This is a genomic window from Bacillus alkalicellulosilyticus, from assembly GCF_002019795.1.
In the GTDB taxonomy this organism is placed as follows: domain Bacteria; phylum Bacillota; class Bacilli; order Bacillales; family Bacillaceae_F; genus Bacillus_AO; species Bacillus_AO alkalicellulosilyticum.
Genome location: NZ_KV917381.1, coordinates 2,956,128 through 2,979,021, shown reverse-complemented (window position 1 = coordinate 2,979,021; position 22,894 = coordinate 2,956,128). Strand labels below are relative to the sequence as shown.

The following is a 22,894-nucleotide window of genomic DNA, read 5'->3' as shown; positions in this document are numbered from 1 at the left end:
AAGGGGCGGAGAAGAGTGCAAATAGCTTTAGCAAACCCAACTCATATATCAGAAGTAGTGACCTTCTTTAACGAAAATCTAGACCGCAATAACAATGCAGTTTATTCTGAAGAATTTCTTTGTCCTCTTGGGATTAAAGCAGCCATATTAAGAAAGCAATTGGTAGTAGCAACAGTAGAAGGTCAAGTAGTGGGAGCGTTTCGATTTTACCGAAAAAAAACACAAAATAGTATTTCTTTATATCAATATGCGATAAGCGAAATGTACCGTGGAAAAGGATTATTACCTAAGATGTTATTAACGATAAATGAATGGCCTATTGTTGCATTATGTCCGATTAACTCCAATTTTAATGAATATTATTTTAAATCAGGTTGGAAATTACAAGGACAAAATGACGAGTTTAAAACCTGGATTTTTAATAACAACTAATTCACTTTTAGTTTCAATGAGTGATTAATAAAGCGTATTCGCTTTTTCTTGTTGAAGGTTACTTCAAAAGTGGAACCAAGTAGGGGGGATAAAAATGAAGATAGTCAAGAAAGAGATTGTTGGAATCATGCATTATGTGAAAAACCTAGAATATGCAAGTCAATGGTATTGTGAGAACCTTGGGTTTTCTGTAGGAAATTATGATTTTAATGATTTTGTAGAACTTACAGTATATGGACAATACGTTATGCATCTATTTAAATCAGTAGATTCACCGCCTGCCGAAAAAGCATATTTTGTTTTGAGCACGGAAAACATTGAAAGTACATACCGTATGTTGAGTGAGAAAAATGTGGACCTTCAGCCCCTCCAACAATATGACGACCATGCTGAATTCACCTTCAAAGATTGTGATGGTAATGTATTAATGATATGCCAATATTATAAGTGAAATACGTATATGAATCGCATCTTTTTACAATAGAACATGGCATGAGCTAGAGAACCAAAAAAGATTTCCCCATGCAAATAGTTTTTTTGTAATGGCATTACAGGTGTAACAAGGAAATTGTTGCACTTTTTTTATTTGGTTCAAATCTACATGACAAATAATCCGAGACACTCCCTCTGTTAGTTGTTTTCATAAGGTAAAAGTAGATGTTTTTATTTTGTGATGGCATTATGAGAGAATGTACATATGGGCTCAAGCTAGATTTAATAATTTTAATAGAATTCTATTATAAAATACGTGAAAGGTAGAGGTGATTACGATGAAAAAAATGATAGGCGTATCTATATGTCTACTATTTATGATTGCAGGATGTGCTACTACTATTGACGACCCAAATACGGAGCCTGACCAGGAAGTGACATTAGGAGAGGGAGAAACGGAAGACAAACAAGACCAAATAAAGCTAGATGACAGTCCAGAAGTCATTGCGGAGAACCTTACTATTCCTTGGTCGATAGAATTATTCGAAGATACATTTTATGTAACAGAGAGACAAGGAGCCATTATAAAAATAGAAAATGGAGAAATGGAAAGGCAAGATGTAGTATTAGATAAAGAACTTGCTTCAGTGCCAGAAGCAGGCTTATTAGGGTTCGTACTGGACCCAGAATTTTCACAATCGAATAGAGCGTACGCCTATTATACTTATGCTGATAGCTCTGGGCCATTAAACCGTATTGTTACATTACGGTTAGAAGACAACGTTTGGCGAGAAAAGAGTGTACTACTTGACGAAATCCCAAGTGGTACAGTTCATCATGGAGGTAGGCTTAAAATAGGTGACGACGGAAAGCTTTATGCAACAACCGGTGATGCGGCTGTACCTACTATTGCACAAGATCTCAATTCGTTAGGTGGGAAAATAGTAAGAATGAATCTTGATGGCTCGATTCCGAGTGATAATCCGTTTTCGAATTCCTACGTGTATAGTTATGGACACCGAAATCCTCAAGGATTGACTTGGTCGTCTAGCGGTACACTTTTTTCAAGTGAACACGGCAATAGTGCAAACGATGAAATTAACGTAATAGAAGCAGGTCAAAATTACGGCTGGCCGGTCATTGAAGGTCATGAGGAACAAGAAGGGATGATTTCACCCCTGTTTACTTCTGGAAATACAAATACGTGGGCTCCTTCTGGTATGGACTATGATAATGGAAAATTATATGTGGCAGCATTAAGAGGATCTGCTGTGTTAGAATTTAACATTGAAACAGGTGAACAACGAGAAGTCATATCTGGACTTGGAAGAATTCGCGATATACGAATAGAAGGTCAATCCCTCTATTTCATTACTAATAACACCGATGGACGTGGGAATCCTGATGAAAATGACGATAAGCTATACCGAGTCTTCCTTTCAGATTTAAACTAATCCTATAATTAAATCTACTAAGTTGGGTAGTTACTGAAAAATGTAAGGATTAAGAACATTAATAAAGATCTAATAGGTGAAAGTCAAGTACAACAATGAATATCTACACTGGAGGAATAGGCGTTGGTATGCTATTGGATGCTGATAACCTAGAAACAATTAAAGGATTAAATATAGCAGGATTTTGGTTTGATTATTAAGTTGGGTATATTTGCAGAAGTTTATTACTAGAACAGGGGGATTGAATGGCTATTCTTAAAGATTGGACACGTTTTGAAAAAGGGTGGTTATTAATTTTTACATTGATTAATATTTATCTGTTTTTTGTATGGTCGGATTCTCTCCTAGGATTAATAGCTTCTATTAGTGGAATGTTTTGTGTCGTGTTAGTTGCAAAGGGTAAAATATCAAACTATTACTTCGGGATTGTTCAGACAGCCACATATGCCTACATTGCATATGGCTATGGCCTATATGGTGAAACGATGTTAAATGCTCTATTTTATTTTCCAGTTCAATTTATAGGAATTTATCTTTGGAGTCAAAACAAAACCGTACATAATGTACAAGGAGAAGATGTTCGAATTCAACGTCTATCAAAATCAGGCTGGTTCTACACAATCATATGCGTTTTAGTACTGACAGTTGTCTATGGATATTTCTTGAAATATTTAGGTGGTAACAATGTTTGGAATGACTCAGCAACAAATGTATTGTCCGTAACAGCACAAATTCTTATGCTAAAGCGATTTGCCGAACAATGGCTTCTGTGGATATCGGTAAATATTCTATCTATTTTACTCTGGGTAAGTGCTCTGATATCTCAAGGTGGAAATGATATTTCAATGATTATCATGTGGTCAGCATTCCTCGTAAATAGTATATATGGCTATGTTAACTGGCGAAAAATGCACATGAAACAAAATCAGGAGGTGCTATAAATGACAGTCGGTTTTATTGGGGGAAAATTCCTTCCGCTTCACCTGGGGCATGTATATGCAATTATCTATGCTTCTTCTATTGTAGATGAGCTATATGTCATTTTATCTCATAGTTCTAAACGTGATAAAGAACTATGTGAAGGTACCAAAATGAAAGAGATCGACCCTCAAATTCGATTGCGCTGGCTATCTAAATTAACAAAAGATATGCCGAATGTCAAAGTCATCGCCATAGAAGATGATTACGGCAATGATGACTATAATTGGAAGGAAGGGAGTCAATTAATAAAAAAGAAAATTGCTAAACCAATTGATTATGTGTTTAGTTCTGAGCCTTCATATAAAGATACGTTTAGTGAGTTATATCCAAATACAAAACATGTATTAATTGACCCTAACCGAAAACACATGCCTATTTCAGCTACTAAAATTCGTGAAGATGGAGTTTTTCATCATTGGGATTATATCCCTGATTTCATTAAATCGTACTTTGTTAAGAAAGTTGTCGTTGTTGGAACAGAAAGCTGTGGGAAATCAACATTAGTTAGAAATCTTGCGAAAATCTACAACACAACATATGTAGCTGAGTATGGAAGAACAGTGTGTGATGAACTAGGAGGCTGTGATGGAATCATAATAGAAGAGGACTATCAACAAATTGCCTATGGTCACAAAATGGAAGAGGTAAAAGCGATAGAAAGAGCAAACAAGCTTTTGTTTTTGGATACTGAAACAATTGTGACACAGTTTTATTCGAATCTATACAATAATAAGCATCAAAAAGTGCTTGATGAAATAGCAAAAGTACAGGATTATGATCTCTGGATTTATCTTGAACCAGATGTAAAATGGGTTGATGATGGTTTAAGAATTCATGGCAAAGAAGAAGAAAGATTAAAGAATAACAATTATTTAAAAAAATTATTAGACAATCAAAATATCCAGTATAAAGTCTTAAAAGGTAATTATGAAGACCGTTTAAAGGGTGCTATTGACCTTATTGAAGAATTAATGGAGAACTAAAAGTGCTATGGAAAATTTAGAATAAGCTTTGCGCTTATTGGAAGAGATTTGGTGGCTATTACTAGAAATATATAGTTGGATCAATACTGCCCAGCAATGTTGGAAAATACCTTTTCCTTTGGAGATACGAATGAAGAAAAAATCGATTATTATTTTTTCTGATATATCTAAAGTTAGCAGTACAAAATAATACTAAGGTTTTTCAGTAAAATGTGAATAAGGTATATTATATTTGTTGAATAGAATCTCTTTAAAAATAAGAAAAGTAGGTGAGAAAAAGTGGGGAAATATCAATTGGATACCAAAGGAAAGGCTGCTGTGACAAAGTATCATGAAAAACAGAAGCCTGCTAAAACTGATAAAAAGCAGAAACTTGAAAAACTACGTGCGGAGTATTTGAAAAAGAAGCAAAAATAAAAAGATAAATAATAAAAAAACATAAGAAGACTAAAATCTCCTTATGTTTTTTTACGTGGTGAGTTACCAAAAGATATAATGTTTTTCATAATGATAAATGTTTATTAGCTGTATGTTCTCATGAAGAATATTTTTTAGTGGAAGAAACGTTTTGGGATAATTATCATTGAACGAAAGCGTTAATCATACAGGAAATATGTTGATTTTTCTAAACATATGAGAAGAAGACCACTTTTAGTAAGCAGCATTCTTAACTGGAAACATTATTCACCCTATGAATTTCCAACCACTCACCAAACATCTAAAATGTTTTAGATATCTTTATACTTGCAGAGAGGCAAGGGACCACTCCCCATGTCTCTGCTTCTAAAAGAATTCGTCTCTCAGAAACATGCACGGATTTCTAACCGTCGGTGCGACTGGGATAGCCTAATCCATAACTGGTGGGTAGTTCAATAAAAGATCAACTGAACGGGGAAACAAGTGAAAATAGAGGAGGACAAATGAAAAAGATTATTATTGTTTTCATTTTTATCTTAGTTCTTGTTAGTTCCAGCTTTTTTATTAAGATTGAAACTTTTACAATTAAGGATATTGAATATGGGCAAGATGAGTATCCTATTATGCTTACTGTAAAAAGCAACAAAACATTAAATCCAACTGAAAATTTGGTGAATGTATTAGTAGATAGTGAGACGATGATATTTGATACTGATAATACATTGATAGAACTTACTGATCTAGAGATTGGAAAAAAGATAAAGATTCAGTTCAAGGAACAACTAATCAAAGTATTACCTGGAATACCTTTAAAAAGCGCAGAAACGATTGAGCAAATAAATTAACGAACTTTGATGAAGCAAGATGCTCCGGTTTGAAACTAAAGGAGCTATCTTCACAAGAGGTTGTCTAATGTAAAAATTAAATTTCACTTCTCTATGTTTCAACTACAAATTTTAAAAAAGGAGGAAACAAAGACATGTTAGAAAGGTTACAGAAAAATGGCGTTTATAAAGCAATTTTTGAAAGGAGAGACGTTAGAGAATTTAATAGCAAACCATTGCCGGAAGAGAAGTTGAAAAGTATTTTACTAGCAGGTCACCATGCTCCTTCTGTTGGGTTTATGCAGCCTTGGGACTTTATACTTATCGAATCACAAGAAGTCAAAGATAGCCTTGCAAAGGCCTGCCAAAAAGAAATTCTAGCTTTAGCTATTCACTATGAGGATGAAAAAAAGACTAAATTCTTATCCTTAAAACTTGAGGGGTTAAAGGAAGCTCCAGTAACCATTTGTGTCACCTGTGACCCTACTAGGGGAGGAGGGCACGTACTTGGACGAAATTCGATTCCAGAAACAGATATTCTCTCGGTTGCTTGTTGCATTCAAAATATGTGGTTAGCTGCTTATGCTGAGGGCGTTGCTATGGGATGGGTTAGTTTCTATAAAAAAACGGATGTCCGTGAGATCCTTCATATACCGCCTCATATTGAACCCGTCGCGTTAATATCTCTTGGTTTTACGGATAATTATCCCCAAGCGCCTATTTTAGAAAAAGAGAATTGGGAAAAAAGAGTTCAAATTAACAACCTCATTCATTATGATAACTGGAATTCTAGTAAACATAACTTATTCAAGTAAACTGGGGATATCTCTTCTTCCTAACATTGTGAAAGAATGTACGTAAAGTAACGAAAGCAATATTTTAACAAGGCATTACTTGTCCTGTTGAGGTAACGAGCAGCATAGTACAATATACAAGAAAATTTTGAGGTGTTGGATGACAAAAAATAATGCCAAATCAATATTATTGGATAAATTTAATGTTTCTAAATCAGATTTCTTAGGATCGGGAATGGAGGCCGAAGTTTATGTTTATGACAAAAATAAAGTATTGAAATTGTATAATGATATGTCCGATTCTAATAAGCAAAAAATCCTAAAGAAGTTTTATTCTAAGATTAATTCAATTTCTTTGAGCTATGAGCTTCCTTATATTTATGATACCTTTGAGGAAAACGGCATTTTAGTAACTATTGAAAAACGAATTGAGGGTAGTAATTTGCAAAGTATGATCTCAGAGATGAATTATAAAGAACAAAATAAAATGATGGAAAATTATATTAATGCAAATCTTGAATTGAAGTCTGTAAAAGTAAAATCTAGTCTCGAAGGTTTTACTCTATTTAACGATAATCAAATTTCTTTACTAAAAATAAATTGTTGGTTTGACTTATTGAAAGAAATTATATTTAGTAAACAGAAGGAACTAGAAGCTTATTTCAAAAGGGATGTCGTGAATTACTATTCGAAAGTTAATCAATTAGTAGAAATGTTGTCATTGGGTTATGAAGGTGAGTATTCTTTAATTCACGGAGATTTTTATCCTGGTAATTTACTAATTAATAAGAAAGGGATGGTTACAGGAGTAATTGATTTTGGATCGATGACAATGTACGGTGACAATTTATTTGATATTGCAATAAGTTGGGTATGTTTTGATATGTATAATGAGTTAAACGCAAATATAAATGAGAGATATTTAAACCTAATTATTTCAAAATTAGGTGAAGATGTTAGAAAAAGATTATATTTTTATGTTCTAATATATAGCTTTATATCTGCCAATTTTTATTCAGATAATTGCGAAGATGGACATTATCAATGGTGTGCTAAAAACCTAAATAATAAAGAATATTGGAGGATTTTTTAGAATTAAACTGGCTTCTTCAATTAAAGGATGCTTAAGTGGAATAAGAAGAGGAACTTTTTAAGCAGGATTAGTATCTCTCCTTGTTGAAGTAGTGAGTTGGTTAGTCGAATATAAATTTTGAAATGGATTAATTAAAAGTGAGAAGTAGGTATCTATAAATAATAAATTTAAAATAGAGGTTACTTAAGAATAGTGAAAGGTTGTGAAATGCTTGTTTTGGTTTTTTATTCAATTAGGAATAGCTACTGTTATTCTTATTTTTTCTACTTTTGCTAGTTGGTATGAAGGAAGTGCTATATTAGATAACCCATGGGAATGGGAATATTCAACATCATTTTCTCAATTGACAAATGGGGAAGTACAAAATGTTAAGCAAATTTCACAACTTGACCATTTTGTATACGCAGCGAAATTTCAACCAACTTTTCCGCTTATTATGGTATGCAGTGGATTGTATTTGTTACTTTTAATTGGATACCAGTTATATAAGAGCCAAATAAAACTATTTATTTATTTTCTGTCATTGTTAGCTGGTAGCTTGTTTGTACTTAGTTATTCAGTTTTTAATTCTCCAACATTAGGTGGTCAAATCTTCTTTTACTTCGGTTTAGTAAGCGGTATTTTATGTATCACAATAGCCGTATTTTTTTACTTTATGTTTTTTAAACGTAAAGCAAAAGTAGTAATAGGTTAGTATTTTGCATTAACTAAATTTCGAGAGAGACAGCGAGAGTAGTGGTACACCAGCTATTCCACTACCGGTAAGCTATAGGTGATAAAGATTATCGGTGTTTTCTTGTTGATTATGGGTGCTGGTTAATTCAAAAAACGACACTCCTTTTGAATGGATGAAGATTAATGAAAAAAGAAGACAGAAAGAAGAAATTAGAATTACTAATTGCAAAACAAAAAGCAAAAATTAAGGAAGACTATGGAGCTTTATTTTATGAATGTTTAGAGGCTTTAGGTGATGGCGTAACAATATTTTCCGATTATAAGAGTGAAGAACTATATGGCCTATTTGAAGAACATGTTCCATTTACTGAATGGGGAAGATTAGATTGGGAAAAGTTTAGTAACCCAATGAACATAAGCAATTTAGTTGAGTTAACAGAATTACTAAGTTCAGAAGAAGAAATTGAAATTTATTGGAGCCATGATAAATTCCCCGTACTAAAAGCTAAATTCGGAATTATTCAAAATGCTTTAGATGATGTTATAGCAGTATCAGCAGATACGTTCCTATACGTGAGAGGTAAATATGTAGTTGAGATTAATCACGAAGGAGAAATAGCTCTGGGTTATTTATAATGACTTCTTGAACCGGAAGAAATCGTGCAAGAAGCTGTTGCTCCGTTGAGGTCTAACTAAGCAAGCTAATAAAAAACGGCATAGGGTAAAAAAGAATATAGAGTCTAAATTTCTGTGTTTAAGGGGTCAACTGTGAGAGAAGAAATAAAAGCACAATTAGGGAAATTAGTGGGTTTAAAATTTCAGTATGCAGGAAGGGCATCTAATCTTTTTTGGCTTGGTTTTGGGGATATAGTTCAAATAATCCGAAGAGGTAGAACCGAGGAAACGGCAGAATACGCGTTACATATCCAATGTTCATGGAGAATTATTTTAGGAAACAAAATTGTTGTGGCCTCAAGAGATTTCTATTCTCCAAACTCGCAGTGGGATGGTAAGAATGATAATTTCGATTGGGATATACAAGGTAACAACAGATTTGATGAACGCATAAAAATTTTTACAGAGAACAATGGACAAATGAAAGTATTACACATAGATTCCGATGAAGTCGGTGGTTTTAGTATCACTTTAACAAGAGGTTACAAGTTAGAAGTATTTCCTGATAGTTCAGAAGACGATGAACAAAGTGAACACTGGAGATTCTTTAATAGAAAAGATAATAGTCCTCATTTTGTAGTTACTGGAAGGGGACTTGAAAAAGACTGAACTTCAACTAACGGGAACAATAGGTTGACAAACTTTTAACAATGTTATGGTGCTAACGAGGCTGTTTAGTTGAAAAGTGAACAACTAGAACAAACAGACTAGGACGGTGAACTAGTTGGATTATTTAAAATCGCTAGCGAGTATATATTATATAGGAATTGGTTGTGGATTATGTAGTAAAGAGGAGGTAATTGAATGGGCTGACATGGTAATTGAAGCTGTAGATAACCCTCCAATCGAGTTGCTAGATATATCAATGATGTCAAAATCAAAGATTGATGATGTAGAGAGAAAGCTATTTGAGTTATGTTTGATACAAGATGAAGAAAACTTTGTAAAGCTGGTTTTATCACTTATTTTGGAGAAGATAAAACAAGAACAGCTGCCTATTGGGAAAGCAATAAGAATAACAACCAGACTTTTAGTATATACAGGATTATCGTGGGAAAGCGAGTATTATGATTTATATTCTTTTGATGACAGTTACGATTTAGCAATTGGTGGTGTAGTACAAAATCTACCTGCTGAAGTTGAGCAGGAGTTCGTTGAAGAACTGGGAGCTTTTCAAAAGTACTTTAACGAATTTAAAGAAATGTATTATATAGTATTAAGACAAGAAACGATTAAATAGTTTATTCTGCTTCTTAAGCTAAGGGATGCGATAGCTGAAAAAGGTTATCACCTTTTTTCTTATTGAAGTAAAGAGCAGGAGAGTTTAATAAGGGATTATGTTAGGTGTTAGACTAATTCTATGACAACCTGGAGTGGGAGTGTTCAATATGAAAAATTATTTTTTTCGTTATATTCTTACTATACTGATCGTCATAGGACTCATTTTTATATTTGTAGAATTAAATAAGGGAGAGACTTTTACAATTGTAGGAAAGGAAGTAGAAACATCAGTCTGGATTGAAAGCAATAAGTTATTAAATCCAAGCTATAAACGAGCAACGTTAGATTTGAAAAATGTACATATAGTAAACACATCAGGTAATGAAATAGATTCTAGTGAGTTAGTAATAGGAGATAAAATTAAAGTTGATTTTGAACCAATAGCATTGCTTTCGGACCCTCCTGTTTTAAGTACAGGGAAAGTAATTTTACTGGACTAATAGTGAGTAACAAGCCAATACTATCCTTGTGTCGATAATGAGCATTAATGGTTAAAAAGAAGTAAATAGAGAATTACTTCCCATATAAGGAGGGTAAGGGAAAATGATGTGGAGTAATTATATAAGTAATACTCCAGTAGAGTGTCAGTTTAAAGCAACCGCAGCTGAGAGTTACTTAACAAGGGTATTGCCACTTTTTTTTTTGATATAGAGAAGCGGTTTATAGGATAATTCACTAGACATTTTAGGATACTAAAATGAGGTGATGATTTTGAAGAAGCAATTAGTCCTACTTCTAGTTGTTACGATAATGGTGATTGTTAATACCACGGCATATGCCCAAACGATTAATGAAGCTGATACAGAATTATGTGGTACGTTTAAATATGCACTGATAAGTAGCCTTAGAGAACCCATAGATAAAGCGATTGTTCAGATTTATAAAGATGACAAAGATGCACCAGAAGGGCTTACATGGGCATCTTATGATACAGAAATACTTAAAATTGAACAGGTGTATGGTGTAGGTGGATTATACGAGCTAACTCTAAAAGTCTATCCTTATTATGATGCTCATAACAGCTATGGAGTAGATGAAGTCATTATTAATACAGAAGGGGAATTATTAGGTTTTAAACACTTAAAGACTTTTCCTTTTACATAAAGGTAAATATCCAGATCTATATGAATGGTTAGAGTACCTAATAAATATAACTAAAAGTGCATTCGTTCAACACGGAATGCACTTTTTTATGCTTGTAATAAGGAAATTAATGTTAAAATATAATTAGAATTGGAAAAATTATTGTATTCATTCTTTAAAAGGGGTGACACATGAGTAGAAAAGTACTGATTACGGGTGCAAGTAGAGGATTAGGCTATGAATTGGTAAAAGTCTATCATTCAAATAATTATGATGTTTTTCCTCTAGTACGAAATGAAGAATCGGCATATAAACTTTCAATTGAGTTTCCTCAAAAGTGTTTCCCGATTATTGCTGATATAGGACAAGATAATTGTAAGGATATTATTAAGACGTCACTAGAATTACACACCAAAGAGATAGACATCATCATTAATAACGCTGGTGTGTCTGGGAAGGAATATCAAATTGAAAAAGTAACTTCCGAAGAGATGCTAGAACTGTTTAATATACATTGTCTTGGAGTAATCAGGACAGTCCAAGGTTCGTTGGATAGTTTATGCAATTCATCAAATCCTAGAATAATTAATGTCTCATCAAGACTAGGTTCATTAACTAAAATGAGTTCAGATGAATTTAAAGATAGGTATTTTTCGTACTCCTACCGAATCGCAAAAGCTTCACAGAATATGCTTACAGTGAGTCTTTATCAAGAGCTAAGAAAAAAAGGAATTCACGTTAGTTCAATTCATCCAGGGAAATTAACAACAGGAACTGCTTCAGCTGATGCAGATATGGAAGCATCTGAAGCAGCACGTTACATATTTGAATGGGTAGATTCCTTATCAATGAGACAATCTGGGAAATTTGTAGAACCGAATGTCGGTGATATGCCTTGGTAAGTGAGTAGAAAGGGTATAAAGCGAGAAAGGTTGGATGAAAGAGTAGGATAGTATTGGAGTGGTACACAATGTCAATCTCAGGAATTAATCACTTATTATTTTCAGTCTCTAATTTAAATGTTTCTATTAAATTTTATAATGATATATTTGATGCCAAGTTGTTGGTGAAAGGGAGTAAGACTGCATACTTTGATTTAAATGGAATTTGGCTCGCTCTAAATGAGGAGAAAGAGATCCCGCGTAATGAAATCAACGAATCATATACACACATAGCATTCTCAATCGAAGATGATAAATTTGATGAAATGTACGAGAAACTTAGGAGTTTGAATGTGAACATTTTATCGGGGCGTCCAAGAGGTGAAAGAGATAAAAAGTCAATTTACTTTACAGACCCAGATGGCCATAAATTTGAATTCCACACAGGTACACTACAAGATAGATTGGATTACTACAAACAAGAAAAACCACATATGGAGTTCTTCGATTAATAATTTTTTATACAAACAAGCGGGTCGAACTATTAATTACATATTAAAAAATGATAAGTGATGGTGAATCTATGAAAATACAGATTGCTTTAGCACAATTTGAACCATCTTTTAATGTGAATAAAAATCTTAATAAAATGACTAATTTATTGTCCCACTCAGTAAAGGGAGATATAGTGGTTTTCCCAGAAGGGTGTTTGTCGGGTTACTCTCATAATCTTGACTTTCTTCAATTTGAGATTATTAATGATATAAAACAGGCTATTAAAGAATTACAAAAAATAGCAAGAGATAAAGAGATTCATTTGATTTTTGGTTCATGTATTTTAGAGGACGAGGATTGGTACAATGCGGGTATTTACGTATCACCTAAAGGAATGTCACATACATATAAAAAAGTTAATTTAGCTTTTCATGAAAGAGGATTTTTAAAAGCTGGAAATTCATTACCTTGTTTTTATATTGAATTAAATGATAGACGAATAAAATGTGCTATTCAATTATGCAGAGAGGTCCGATTTCCTGAACAATGGAAATATATTTGTTTGCAAGGATCTGAGATTATATTCTTTTTAACTAATACACTTGGTTCCGAAAACCTCCCTGTGTGGAATTCTCACTTAATAAGCAGAGCAGCAGAAAATCAACGTTATGTAGTCTCCTCAAACATTAGTAGCAAGGAACAAGGATGTTCTACTATGGTCGTTTCTCCTAAGGGAAATATAGTTGAGAAATTAGTTTCGGAAAAAGAAACAATAGAAAGAATTTGCATTAATTTAGAAGATAACTCTGACTGGTATTTAAGCCAAAGTAGAACAGACTTAATCAATATCATTAAATTATAGGAAGCAGGATAAATATGTTAATACAATCTGCAACATCTGCTCAAGCACCAGTTATTCATGAATTAATGATAAAAGCGTTTATGGAGTATAAAAATGAAACCCCTCCCTCAAGTGCTTTAGAAGAAACTGTTCAGTCAGTTTTAGAGGCTATGGAAAAAGGTGAAAAAGCTTTGATTGCTATTGAAGAAAATAGTCCAGTTGGTATGGTGCGCTATCAATTAAAAGCTGAGGGTTTGTATTTTTATCGTTTGTCAGTTATTCCGGAAAAACAAGGTTGGGGTATTGCAAAAAAGTTATTAAAATCTTTAGAGGAATATGCAAAATAAAGAGGATGTAACTACAATATTATGCAAAGTCCGTATGACAGTACCTAAGAATATACTGTTGTATAGTTCCATCGGTTATGATGTTTATAATGAAGAAGTTATGCAAAAGCCAAATGGTATGTCGATTAGAGTTGTTTCGATGAAAAAGGAACTATAAAACTGGAATGACAAATTCTATTATTGATTTAAAACACTGATAGTCTTTTAGAAGGAATGGAGATCACTAACAAAAAAATACTAAGGAGAAATCTTATGGAAGACAGGAGAATAGCCTTACTTATCGTTGATGTACAAAAAGCGTTCGATGATAAGAAATGGGGAGAAAGAAACAACGAAAATGCAGAAGAGAACATTAGAAGGATACTACATCTTTGGAGAGAAAAAGGATGGTTAGTAATACATATACAGCATATTTCTGATAATCCTGACTCTGTATTCCATCCTAATAATGAGGGGTTTGCTATAAAAACAATCGTTGAACCTATTGATAAAGAGGTAATCATAACTAAAAAAGTTAACAGTAGTTTTATAGGTACAAATTTAGAAGCGATTTTAAAAGCAAATGATATTACAACGGTTGTCATTACTGGCTTAACTACACCTCATTGTGTATCAACAACTACAAGGATGAGTGGTAACTTAGGTTTTGATACATACCTGATTTCAGACGCAACAGCTGCCTTCGGTATGAAGGATCAAGATAATACCTATTATGATGCAGCAACCATACATAGTATATCTCTAGCTACTCTGCACGAAGAGTTTGCCACAATACGTACAACAGATGAATTGATAAACGAAATCCTTTAAAGTTTATGTCATGAAATGGTGATTGATAAAGGTATTCATCAGTCAATTAGGAAAAGAAACAAAAAAAGGCTGAGCAATGGTCAACTTTTGCTCAGCCTAAGTAGAATGTGAGTAGTATCACTCTACTTTAATTTAAACGTATTAATACTATCCTTGATTTCCGTAATACTTCTCATTAATTCTTCAACTACCTCAAGGTTTTCAACCAAGTTTTCGGCTAATTGATCCGTAACTTCTGTTGTATACATGGTTTTATCTTGAATTTCCTGAGAATCAGTACTAATTATATCAATTGCTTTTACAATTTCTTCAGTGCTTTCCATCTGTTCTGTTATTTTTGACATAAGATTAGTAACATATTGCGTGCTATACTCTGTAGATTCTTTCATATTGTCCACAATATCTGTGAATTGATCGGCAATCCGAGTTGTATTCTCTACGTGTGATGTAACCTCTTCATTTGATGATTGTACCTGCGATATTTTATTGTTAATATTGCTGATAATTTTACCAATCTTTTGTGTTTCTAAACTTGTAGCATTAGATAACTTTTTAACCTCGTTTGCAACAACAGCAAATCCTTTACCATCTTCACCTGCTCTACTCGCTTCAATGGTGGCATTTAGTGATAGTAAGTTAGTTTGACTTGCGAAATTTTCAATCGTCAATAATACATCCTCAATTGATTTTGCAAATTCGATTAGTTCACGAATTTCATTACTAGAACGAACGACACTCGTTGAAATCCCTTTAATGGTTTCATTTAATGTATCCTTTATAATGACACCGTCTCTAACACTTGCTAGCGATTTCTCAGAAATCTCTTTCGTACTACTAATTTCCCTTGCTGAATCCTTACTCGCCTCAAGAATATGATGAAGACTTGCTAGTGATTCTTCTGTATTTGCACTTTGATTTGTAACTCTATTTTCAATTAACTTAAAATTCTCCTGGATTTGAAGGATACCGTCTCTATCTTCTTTTCCTTTTACAACAGCTTGAATCACGTCGTAGACTACTTTATTCTTCTCGTTTACTTCTAACGTTAAACGCTGGATGGTTTGCAATGTTTCACTTATTTGATTAATAAATTCATTAAGGTACCTTGAAAACATCGAGAATTCATCTTTTGACGTAATCTCTGCACGTACACTTAAATTCCCTTTTCCCATTTCATGAAGAACATTTTTAAATTGATTTAAATTCTTTTGAACACTACGGGTAATAATAACTAGAATACCTACAATTGCTGCAATAGCTGTCAAACTAAGAATGATAATCGTCACTCTTAATTTATTCTCTGCTGTGGCCATATCCTCAGAAATGCCAACGTGCATACTTTCAATAATACCGCGTGCTTGCGCTACCAATTCAGTGTTCTCATTGTTTAATTGAACAAGTGATTGATCAATTTCATGTATTTCCTTCAAAATCGCCAATCTATCTTCCATAATAGATATAGCCTCTGTTGGTGTATCATTTGTACTATAATACTGTGCAAGATTCACTCTTACTTCATTAATAATAGAAGTAATTTGTTCATGATAATCTGTAACTTCAGGCCCTTTCCCTTCAATGACAGCCTTGTTGTAGTCACTGAACAAATGGCTCAGTTGATTAGAGGCATAATTAAAGTCATAACGCTGGTCTATCGCTGCGCCTAAAGATAAGTTTTGTGGAGCACTTCCTTCTACATAAATATCGAAAGTGATTTGGTCATAAGTAGTTACATCAAGATCTGAAACATTTATTTCAACTGCAACCTCTTCCCAAGTTGCGTTTTCTGCACTAAAATTAGTATCTATTATTAGGGCAGGTTTATCTTGAAAAGTTTCAAACGTAAGCCCGCCCAGCGCTGCCCCATAACTGTTCTGTAGTGCAAATTCAGAAACGGTTTCAATGTCAATCGATGTTGAGGTGGAATCATTTACAAATTCAATATTAGTTAAGTAGACTGTTTCGTTATAATCTACAGAATCGCCGCCAATACGAGCAGATAATTTTTTTCGATCCCCTACATCGGGAATATCATTTACATAACGATATATACTATATGTTTTACCGTCAACTTCTTCAGTTTCAACAAGTAAATTGCCAGTATTCCGCATCGGTATATCAACCCAACTCTGTATATCACTTAATGCATGTAACTGTTCTTGATATGCCCCTTCATTTTCAATTAATTTCTGATAAATACCTGTTGTTGGTTCAAAACCACGTTGTTTGGTAAGTTCAGTGATTTCACTCATGTTTGAATTGTTTAGGTCTAATATATTCTCTAGTTCCTTCCAATCTTTCCTATATTTCAGAGTAGGATTCTTCGAGCGAATAATCTTATATGCACTGTTAACATTTTGACTGATCCCCTCTAGGTGTTGCATTTCCATGGAAGACAGATACAATACATTCAATGTTTCATTCTGCTCTGTTAAGCGGTTAACTTGGTTCATGTCACTTGTAATTTTATAGTTATCATTATTATTACTTAACATAACTAGTGAAGTGCCACCAATTAATAATAATATGACTAGACAAACGACACCTAGTAACACGAGCTTTGCTTTTAGTGAGTAGAGTAATTCCGCTTTAAACAGCATCTTGCTTTTCATTACGATGTTCTTACCTGTACTTTTTATCATGTTGATTCTCCTTTAGTATTAATGCGCTATTAGTATGTCCTTATTAGCTTAGTAGAATAGAACTAGTTCATTTTACTCTATTATTCTGAAAACGACAATAGGTCCCACAAGTTCTATAAATTGCTAATTGTGAAAAGTGAGAAGGAGAGTATCTGGAACAATCAGGACGCTCAAAAGCACTTTTTTCTTTCGGGCCATAGCTGTATCAGTAATAGCTTTGATATTTCATACAGCATAAAAAATAGAAACTACTTTCCCAATTTTTATATTCTATTAGAAATGGGTTTGTGGTAAATTATAGGTTAAATTATAATTTACGGAAATGAGGTTGTGTTTTTGGAGCAATTGTGGAGAGCTTTTAGCCAAGTAATACCATTATTTTTGATTTGCATACCCTTTGTAATTTTTGTAGGGTGGTTTCTGTATTATAGAAAGATAAAAATAGGAGAAGAGAAAAAGACAGCATTTCTTTATTCAATAATTAACATGTTTTTGCTTCTCTCAATTTTAGGGATTCTAATGGTAACTATGCTTCCTGGTTCTTTATCAGGAATTCAATTAGTTCCACTTGTGAGTAGTATAGACGTGCTTTTTAATTCTGTGCACTATACAGTACCAATAAGAGTTTTAGGATTTAATGTTGTTTTATTTATTCCATTCGGAGTTTTTATGGCGATAAGAATGTTTTCAAAAAGCCAAGTGATATTGTTGACAACATTAATAGGAATGTTGCTATCTATAATTATTGAAGTCCTACAATATGCATTAGCCATTGGAAGAATTTCAAATATAGATGATGTAATCCTTAACTCATTTGGTACATTTTTAGGAGCAATTATAGGATATATCTTAGGAAAAAGGATTTAGTAATGAATCGTACTTAAAGGAACGGGGAGAGTGCGTAATAAAAGCTATCGCTGTTCTACTAACGGAAGAGAAGAGTTTAAAAGAAAGTTGTTCTAGAATTGGGCCATATTTTAGAGGAATATTAGTGAGTCAAAGTAGACTCATACAGCACAGCAAAGTTCTTTATATAGAAGGATTCAGAAAAACGAGGGTAAAGCTGTGTTAAAAATCTAATACTAATATTGAATAAAAATACATAAAGTTATATAATTATTCAAAAGTTCCGTATTAGGGGTGACAAAAGTGAAATATAAAATATTTGTAGATGGTCAGGAGGGTACAACAGGTTTAAAAATACATGAGTACTTATCGAAGAATCCTAACCTAGAGGTATACAAGATTGAGTCGGAAAAGCGGAAGGACTTAGAGGCCCGTAGGACTTTAATCAATGAAGCTGATATCGTATTCCTCTGTCTTCCTGATTCTGCTTCAAGAGAATCAGTATCGATGATTAGTAATAATAAGACCAAAGTAATCGATGCGAGTACGGCTTTTAGGACCCATCAGGAATGGACGTACGGCTTACCAGAATTACATAAAAATCAAAGGAATAGTATTCAAAATTCTTTTAGGGTTTCTGTCCCAGGATGTCACGCAACAGGATTTATTTTGGCTATACACCCTTTAGTAGCTGAAGGAATTATACCAAGAGATTACCCAACAACTTGTTATGCGCTTACTGGTTATAGTGGTGGGGGTAAGGACCTTATTTCTAAATATCAAAACTCCAATAGAGAGCATCTTTTTGCACCAAGACAATATGCACTTAACCTTAATCATAAGCATCTTCCAGAAATGCAACTACACTCTGGTTTAAGTACCGCACCACTTTTTACACCAATAGTCGGTAACTATTATCAGGGTGACGCGGTTACTATTCCTCTCTTGCCTAGATTGTTTACAAAGAGAGTAACTGCAAGAGATATTCATGAACTGCTTGCCACTTATTATAAAGATGAACGTTTTATTCGCGTTATGCCATACGACTCTAAGGCCTATCTTGAAGACGGTTTCTTTAATCTTATGAGTTGCAACAACACAAACTATTTGGATATATTTGTTTTCGGTCATGACAATCAAATAATACTCGTTACTAGATTTGATAATTTAGGAAAAGGAGCCTCTGGGGCAGCGATTCAAAATATGAACATCATGCTTGGTTTTGACGAAGTTAGTGGACTAGAGTAGTAGAAAAGCAAGACTTATGCGAAAACATAAAAGGGAGAAAAGAATGAATACACTTTTAATTGAAGAGAAATTCCAGCTTCAAATTAAAGAAAAAGTTAGTATCCGTCCAAGTGTGTCTGTATTCCAAGGAATATATAAAGACAATTACGTTGCTATTAAAATATATGATGAACATAGTACCTTCATCCGTGAGACCGATAGTATATCGAGGCTATATGATAAAGGGGTTGAAGTTCCCCAAATTATAAATGAGGGAAATATCAATGATAGTACATATATAATGATACAGGAATGGTGGAATGGGATTCCACTAAAAGAAAGAGTAAAAGACCTGGATAGACATACCTATAAAAAGATACTCTTTGATGTAGGTAAACTATTGGCTAAAGTTCATTTCTCCTTACCTTATGATGAGTTAAAAGAGGCCGTATTTTGGCGTAGGTTGGAGTTTAATAAATTTGAAGATTTCACATGGAATACATATCTAAATTCACTTGTTGATAAATGGGTAGCAAATATTCGATTAAACGATAAAGATAAATCAATAAAGCTACAAGAATACTTACAATTCATACATCAACATTTATATTTTGGATAATATTTTGTAATCCCACGTGAAACGCAACTATAGTACAATAACCTATACTTTTTCAGGGTAACTCTATAATTAGTTAAATTACGTTTATATACTTTAATGGTATTATATAGTAATTAAAATAGTATTATACTATTTTTGATATTCTGTCACTATATGTCAGATTTTGAAAAACCACTGAGTTAATACTAGTTGAGTAGTATGGAATAAAGTTATTCCTGTGAGGTTTTTCTTTATGAAGGGAGAAAATATAATGAAATATATAGTAATTATGTTAACGATAATATCCTTATTGATTATCACAGCATGTGAAAATAAGGTAGACCAGGCTGAGATGGAAAAGGGTGAACCAGCTATAAAGGTAGACTTAGCAACCTATATAGAAAACATTGAATTTCCAACAAATTTATCATTAGGATTTGAAAGTCAAGATGTAAAGGAATTCGAGAAGGCAAAAGAATATCAAGCTTCTTTTTATAAATTTGATACGGACAGAGTAATAGAAGAATTGTTACATGGCGATGTAGTCTCGGTGGAGGATTGGGCTACAGGGAGATATTATGAAGCTGTTAGTACCTCTATGAAGGAATTTTTACAGATCTATGGAGAGGGAGAAAAACTAGTGGATGACTTCGTTAATGTTGGAGGATTGCGCTATATGGTTTTTGAAAAAGAAGGCGTTAATAGAGAGAAGATCTGGGATGTTGTCAGTAATGAACCTGGGCCTGGTGAGATGTATACATTCCAAACGAAAAGTAATTATTCCTCGTATGAAGATTTAGCTTTTCTGCCTTTCCAAGACGCGTTATCCGAAGTGGAAAACACGTTAGCTACTCTTGGCTTTCCTGACATGGAGGTTTCGGAGGCGTATTCACTAGATGTTGAAAATATGCAGAAACACTATGATTGGAATGCTGAGCATTTGAGAACCAATGATATAGAACCAATCGAATTTACTTTTTCCAAAGAAGATGAAGCGTATCTATTTTTCTTTCGACAAGTCATCGATGAAATTCCTGTCATTGATGTAATTTGGCAAGAAGGGACTCGCGGAGCAGGAGAGGTAACAGAAACACCTACTTCTGCTATTTTTTCGAAGGAAGGATTAATTGAGTTGGATTCTATTGGTCTTTACAATCTAGAAGGAAGTAGTGACCTTTACGAATTACTGGGTGCTAGTGCTGCATTAGATATCCTTCTTGCTGACTATTCTCGTAAAATAATGTTGCAGGAGACGATAATAGATTCAATGGAACTTTGTTATGTGGGAGTAGTGGAACACCCAAATTACAAGTTAATCCCTGCATGGGTCTTTGTCATACAGGAAGCGCGTGAAGTGGAAGAAGAGTTTGCTGCTATTAGTCTACCGCACTCCTATTCCTATTATGTTATAAACGCAATCACTGGGGAACGAATTATGAAGGCAGGTACTAATTAATGAAATTATTTCTTTCACTCTTGGTTGTAGACTGTCAGAGAGCTTTTATGTCTGTTAGATTTGTTGTTTGTATTCTAGCTGTGGCGACCGTTTTGTTCATGAGTACATGGGGACATATAAATAATGCACCGGATGCCATCTATATGTTGAATATTGCTTATGGTGGCAATATTGTCATCTTTATACAGGCGGGCATACTTGCCTTAATCCCATTCTCAACAGCCTTTTCTATAGAATGGGAACAAAGGGTTACTCGCTTTTGGCTTATTAGAACTGGTACAGCTTACTACGCAATCTCAAAGATCATTGTTACTGCGCTATCAGGATTTTTGACTACTGCAATCGGTATTTTACTCTATGTTGGAGTTATGCATGTAAAACTCCCACTCTATGAAATGAATACTACCGGTGGGGGCTACGCGCCTTTATTAGATGCAAATATGCCTACAGCCTATTTACTGGCTGTAACTATACACATTTCTTTAACGGCAACGCTTTTTGCTGTTACAGCATTTTGGGTTTCCACCTTAATTCCTAATCAATTTGTCACGATTTCTGCTCCATTGGTCATCTATCTTGTGTTACACCGATTCACTTCGGGTTCAGGCATTGTCCCTGAGTATTTAAGACCTGTGGTGATTGTAGAGTGGTTATATGATGCAGGTACACCCTTGTCTTCTCTTTTGTTGAAACTGGCAATCGTAGGAATTCTATGTCTACTTTTAGGATTGGCAGCTTGGTTCCAGTTGAGAAGGAGGTTTCAAAATGAATAATACTAAGATGATTTTTTTGTGTAGTTTTGTGAACTTTAAAAAGTGGATAATCAACCCACGTATTTATGCAATCTTTGCTATTATTGTTTCTTTTTTAGCTTATCATTTATATGGACTATCTCAATTTGCTGCAGAACATAATATGTTCGTATCACCCTGGCTATTTACCCATATTTTTTCACATCCTCTTCTGATTGTTGTCTTTTCTTGTTTTATTATGCTTTTATACTGTGATGCCCCTTTTGTTGATCGGCACACACCTTTTCTTGCGATTCGAACGGGTAGGAGAAACTGGGTCATGGGCCAGCTGCTTTACATCATTATATCGGCTTTTGTATTTACAATGTTTATCTATGTTGTTTCAAATGTTGTGTTATTTCCTAACATAAGGTGGACGTTGGAATGGGGAACAGTTCTTCAAACATTGGTCCACAATCCAGAAGCAGCTGGATTCTCGGTATTCATAGATGAACAGATTCTTTCTTCGTTTTCACCAATAGGAGCTACAATGTTAGCTATTTTCTTTTTTTGGCTAGTAGCTATTTTCATAGGAGTATTGATTTTTTGTTTTAATCTTACAATTGGAAAGATGAGTGGGTTAGTAGCAACAGCGTTGTTCATCTGTCTTTCTTACTTTACCAATTATTTGGGCTATGTCACTTTTGGACAAGCAATCTTATATTTTTCTCCGCTTAATTGGATGAGTATATCCTATTTAGATTGGGATTACACGGGAAATATCCCGTCACCGACATATGCAAGTCTCGTTTTACTAGGGTTAATCGCTTTGTTGAGTATGATTTCAGTTATAGTAGCTTGTAAAAAAGATATGAATATTATGGAATGGGGGAACTAAC

General features: G+C 33.8%; 27 protein-coding genes. 26 read left to right on the top strand and 1 reads right to left on the bottom strand.

Annotated elements, in window-relative coordinates; translation table 11 throughout:
* Positions 1-15 precede the first annotated feature (15 nt).
* From BK585_RS14900 to BK585_RS14810, 20 genes are all read left to right on the top strand, one after another.
* Positions 16-432, top strand: a complete 417-nt coding sequence (locus BK585_RS14900) for a GNAT family N-acetyltransferase (RefSeq protein ID WP_078554422.1) — start codon at positions 16-18, stop codon at positions 430-432.
* Between the two features lie 94 nt (positions 433-526).
* A complete protein-coding gene (locus BK585_RS14895; RefSeq protein WP_078554421.1) occupies positions 527-883 on the top strand; it encodes a VOC family protein in 357 nt (118 codons plus the stop codon).
* 319 nt (positions 884-1,202) lie between these two features.
* Entirely contained in the window at positions 1,203-2,318 is a 1,116-nt protein-coding gene (locus BK585_RS14890; RefSeq protein WP_078554419.1) for a PQQ-dependent sugar dehydrogenase, read from the top strand.
* Between the two features lie 245 nt (positions 2,319-2,563).
* Positions 2,564-3,259 carry a nicotinamide riboside transporter PnuC gene (gene pnuC / locus BK585_RS14885; protein ID WP_078554417.1) on the top strand — a complete coding sequence of 232 codons (696 nt, stop codon included), beginning with the start codon at positions 2,564-2,566 and terminating at the stop codon, positions 3,257-3,259.
* Positions 3,260-4,282 (top strand): multifunctional transcriptional regulator/nicotinamide-nucleotide adenylyltransferase/ribosylnicotinamide kinase NadR, encoded by a 1,023-nt coding sequence (gene nadR / locus BK585_RS14880; protein ID WP_078554415.1) that lies wholly within the window; start codon positions 3,260-3,262, stop codon positions 4,280-4,282.
* A 279-nt stretch (positions 4,283-4,561) separates the two neighbouring features.
* Positions 4,562-4,699 carry a hypothetical protein gene (locus BK585_RS24115; RefSeq protein WP_170885614.1) on the top strand — a complete coding sequence of 46 codons (138 nt, stop codon included), beginning with the start codon at positions 4,562-4,564 and terminating at the stop codon, positions 4,697-4,699.
* Between the two features lie 503 nt (positions 4,700-5,202).
* Positions 5,203-5,544, top strand: a complete 342-nt coding sequence (locus BK585_RS14875; RefSeq protein ID WP_078554413.1) for a hypothetical protein — start codon at positions 5,203-5,205, stop codon at positions 5,542-5,544.
* A gap of 134 nt (positions 5,545-5,678) precedes the next feature.
* Positions 5,679-6,338, top strand: a complete 660-nt coding sequence (gene bluB / locus BK585_RS14870) for a 5,6-dimethylbenzimidazole synthase (RefSeq protein ID WP_078554411.1) — start codon at positions 5,679-5,681, stop codon at positions 6,336-6,338.
* A 139-nt stretch (positions 6,339-6,477) separates the two neighbouring features.
* Positions 6,478-7,410, top strand: a complete 933-nt coding sequence (locus BK585_RS14865) for an aminoglycoside phosphotransferase family protein (RefSeq protein ID WP_078554409.1) — start codon at positions 6,478-6,480, stop codon at positions 7,408-7,410.
* Between the two features lie 211 nt (positions 7,411-7,621).
* The gene (locus tag BK585_RS14860; RefSeq protein ID WP_078554408.1) at positions 7,622-8,104 is read left to right on the top strand and encodes a YjdJ family protein; all 483 of its coding nucleotides are present in this window, start codon (positions 7,622-7,624) and stop codon (positions 8,102-8,104) included.
* A gap of 164 nt (positions 8,105-8,268) precedes the next feature.
* Positions 8,269-8,721, top strand: coding sequence for a CDI toxin immunity protein (locus tag BK585_RS14855; protein WP_078554406.1), 453 nt, complete (start codon positions 8,269-8,271; stop codon positions 8,719-8,721).
* Positions 8,722-8,853: 132 nt separating this feature from the next.
* Positions 8,854-9,369: a hypothetical protein gene (locus tag BK585_RS14850; protein WP_078554404.1), complete on the top strand. Its 516-nt coding sequence runs from the start codon at positions 8,854-8,856 to the stop codon at positions 9,367-9,369.
* A 115-nt stretch (positions 9,370-9,484) separates the two neighbouring features.
* Complete coding sequence (locus BK585_RS14845; protein WP_078554402.1) at positions 9,485-10,000, top strand: protein kinase; 516 nt, start codon at positions 9,485-9,487, stop codon at positions 9,998-10,000.
* A gap of 148 nt (positions 10,001-10,148) precedes the next feature.
* Positions 10,149-10,481: a hypothetical protein gene (locus BK585_RS14840; RefSeq protein WP_078554400.1), complete on the top strand. Its 333-nt coding sequence runs from the start codon at positions 10,149-10,151 to the stop codon at positions 10,479-10,481.
* 271 nt (positions 10,482-10,752) lie between these two features.
* Positions 10,753-11,145: a DUF3888 domain-containing protein gene (locus tag BK585_RS14835; protein ID WP_078554399.1), complete on the top strand. Its 393-nt coding sequence runs from the start codon at positions 10,753-10,755 to the stop codon at positions 11,143-11,145.
* A gap of 170 nt (positions 11,146-11,315) precedes the next feature.
* On the top strand, positions 11,316-12,026 hold the full coding sequence (locus BK585_RS14830) for an SDR family NAD(P)-dependent oxidoreductase (protein ID WP_078554397.1): 711 nt from the start codon (positions 11,316-11,318) through the stop codon (positions 12,024-12,026).
* 68 nt (positions 12,027-12,094) lie between these two features.
* A complete protein-coding gene (gene fosM, locus BK585_RS14825) occupies positions 12,095-12,517 on the top strand; it encodes a FosM family fosfomycin resistance protein (protein WP_078554395.1) in 423 nt (140 codons plus the stop codon).
* Between the two features lie 71 nt (positions 12,518-12,588).
* The gene (locus tag BK585_RS14820) at positions 12,589-13,362 is read left to right on the top strand and encodes a carbon-nitrogen hydrolase family protein (protein WP_170885613.1); all 774 of its coding nucleotides are present in this window, start codon (positions 12,589-12,591) and stop codon (positions 13,360-13,362) included.
* A 14-nt stretch (positions 13,363-13,376) separates the two neighbouring features.
* Positions 13,377-13,688 (top strand): GNAT family N-acetyltransferase, encoded by a 312-nt coding sequence (locus BK585_RS14815; protein ID WP_342744306.1) that lies wholly within the window; start codon positions 13,377-13,379, stop codon positions 13,686-13,688.
* Positions 13,689-13,940: 252 nt separating this feature from the next.
* Complete coding sequence (locus BK585_RS14810; protein WP_078554392.1) at positions 13,941-14,498, top strand: cysteine hydrolase family protein; 558 nt, start codon at positions 13,941-13,943, stop codon at positions 14,496-14,498.
* Between the two features lie 122 nt (positions 14,499-14,620).
* On the opposite strand, the gene BK585_RS25005 is transcribed toward BK585_RS14810, so the two are convergent.
* The gene (locus BK585_RS25005; protein WP_078554391.1) at positions 14,621-17,137 is read right to left on the bottom strand and encodes a methyl-accepting chemotaxis protein; all 2,517 of its coding nucleotides are present in this window, start codon (positions 17,135-17,137) and stop codon (positions 14,621-14,623) included.
* Positions 17,138-17,473: 336 nt separating this feature from the next.
* Here BK585_RS25005 and BK585_RS14800 point away from each other — a divergent pair, with 336 nt between their 5' ends.
* The 6 genes from BK585_RS14800 (at position 17,474) to BK585_RS14775 (ending at position 22,893) form a co-directional block, all read left to right on the top strand.
* The gene (locus tag BK585_RS14800; RefSeq protein WP_078554389.1) at positions 17,474-18,004 is read left to right on the top strand and encodes a VanZ family protein; all 531 of its coding nucleotides are present in this window, start codon (positions 17,474-17,476) and stop codon (positions 18,002-18,004) included.
* Between the two features lie 282 nt (positions 18,005-18,286).
* Positions 18,287-19,231, top strand: a complete 945-nt coding sequence (argC, locus tag BK585_RS14795; protein ID WP_078554387.1) for an N-acetyl-gamma-glutamyl-phosphate reductase — start codon at positions 18,287-18,289, stop codon at positions 19,229-19,231.
* 43 nt (positions 19,232-19,274) lie between these two features.
* Positions 19,275-19,829, top strand: a complete 555-nt coding sequence (locus BK585_RS14790; RefSeq protein WP_078554385.1) for a BUD32 family EKC/KEOPS complex subunit — start codon at positions 19,275-19,277, stop codon at positions 19,827-19,829.
* A gap of 250 nt (positions 19,830-20,079) precedes the next feature.
* Positions 20,080-21,264, top strand: a complete 1,185-nt coding sequence (locus BK585_RS14785; RefSeq protein ID WP_078554383.1) for a hypothetical protein — start codon at positions 20,080-20,082, stop codon at positions 21,262-21,264.
* 47 nt (positions 21,265-21,311) lie between these two features.
* Positions 21,312-22,037, top strand: a complete 726-nt coding sequence (locus BK585_RS14780) for a hypothetical protein (protein WP_139367573.1) — start codon at positions 21,312-21,314, stop codon at positions 22,035-22,037.
* Positions 22,030-22,893 (top strand): hypothetical protein, encoded by an 864-nt coding sequence (locus BK585_RS14775; protein WP_078554379.1) that lies wholly within the window; start codon positions 22,030-22,032, stop codon positions 22,891-22,893. Before BK585_RS14780 ends, BK585_RS14775 begins: the two co-directional genes overlap by 8 nt.
* Position 22,894 lies beyond the last annotated feature (1 nt).